This is a genomic window from Humidesulfovibrio sp. (genome assembly GCF_030689645.1).
Taxonomy (GTDB): Bacteria; Desulfobacterota; Desulfovibrionia; order Desulfovibrionales; family Desulfovibrionaceae; genus Humidesulfovibrio.
The window spans coordinates 1-1,103 of the sequence record NZ_JAUYFU010000080.1; the positions used below are offsets into that span (position 1 = coordinate 1).

Genomic DNA, 1,103 nt, shown 5'->3' on the forward strand with positions numbered 1-1,103 from the left:
CGGGCTTCCACGCCATCGGAGGCAACGAGCAGCGCATTGGCCGCAAACAGCGACGGCACTAAGCCCTGGTAGGTTTGCAGTTGCTGGAAGGCGTGCCAGATGGTGGCGTTCTCGTTGCCCGCGTTTTTCAACTCCACAACCGCCAGAGGCAGGCCGTTGATGAAGAGCACCACATCGGGGCGGCGCGTTTGCTTGGCTTCGGTCACGCTGAACTGGTTGACGGCCAGCCAGTCGTTCTCATCCGGTCGGTCGAAGTCGATGGTGCGGGCCTGTGCGCCACGAATCACGCCGTCTCCGTCGCGGTATTCCACCGTCACCCCGTGCACCAGCATCCGGTGCATAGCGCGGTTCTGCTGGATGAGGTCCGCGCCTTCGGGATGCAAGATTTTGCGGCACGCGTCGTCTAGTGCGTCCAGGGGCAGCTTCGGATTGAGCCGGTCCAGCGCCTGGCGCAGCCTGCGTTCCAGGATGACCTGGGTGTAGCTCTCGCGCTCGGCGGCTGGTTCGCCCGGCGCGATGTCAACGCCGTTGGCGATATTCCAGCCTGTGCTTTCCAGCCAGGCAAGCGCCGCCTGTTCGATAACGGATTCGGTGACGCCCCGGTCTGTCATGATTGGGTCTCCTCTGCATCCGGGGCCGTGGCATCGGCTCCGTTGTCTTCAAACTCTGCGAGATAGATGCGATAAGTTTCGGGCTCCATTTGGAACAGCACCTCGCTCGCGCGGAATTCGATTTCGCGGATTTGGATTGGGCCGACTTCCTCGTCCAGGGCGAGGTTGAAATCGTCGCTGTCTTCGAAACTCGGCGCTGGCGGGGCTGGCGGCGTGCGGTCCTGCCGGTGCATGCGGTGGAGAAACCCTACGATGGCGTCTGCGGTCTCGGCGGCCAACAGCGCCTGTACGCTCTCCATCACGGGGCGCGCGGCACCCGAACCATGCGAGGCGAAGCCGCACTGGTTGCGCAATTCGCAGATGCCCTGAACCGCCGTGCCCAGCCCCGACAACGTCTGGGCGAGGCTCTTGCGTACTTCTGTCGCGGCGCTGGCGGTGGCAGGCAAGAGTGGCAGGTTCTGCGTCGCGGTCTTGAACAGCTTTGGCAGGTCG

At 63.8% G+C, this 1,103-nt stretch carries 2 protein-coding genes; both read right to left on the minus strand.

What is annotated here, in order from left to right:
- Window positions 1–611: type I restriction endonuclease (locus Q8O35_RS11200; protein WP_305573301.1), on the minus strand; the 611-nt coding region annotated here is incomplete at its 3' end.
- On the minus strand, window positions 608–1,103 hold a 496-nt coding region (locus tag Q8O35_RS11205; protein ID WP_305573303.1), incomplete at its 5' end, for an abortive infection family protein. The genes Q8O35_RS11200 and Q8O35_RS11205, both read right to left, overlap by 4 nt.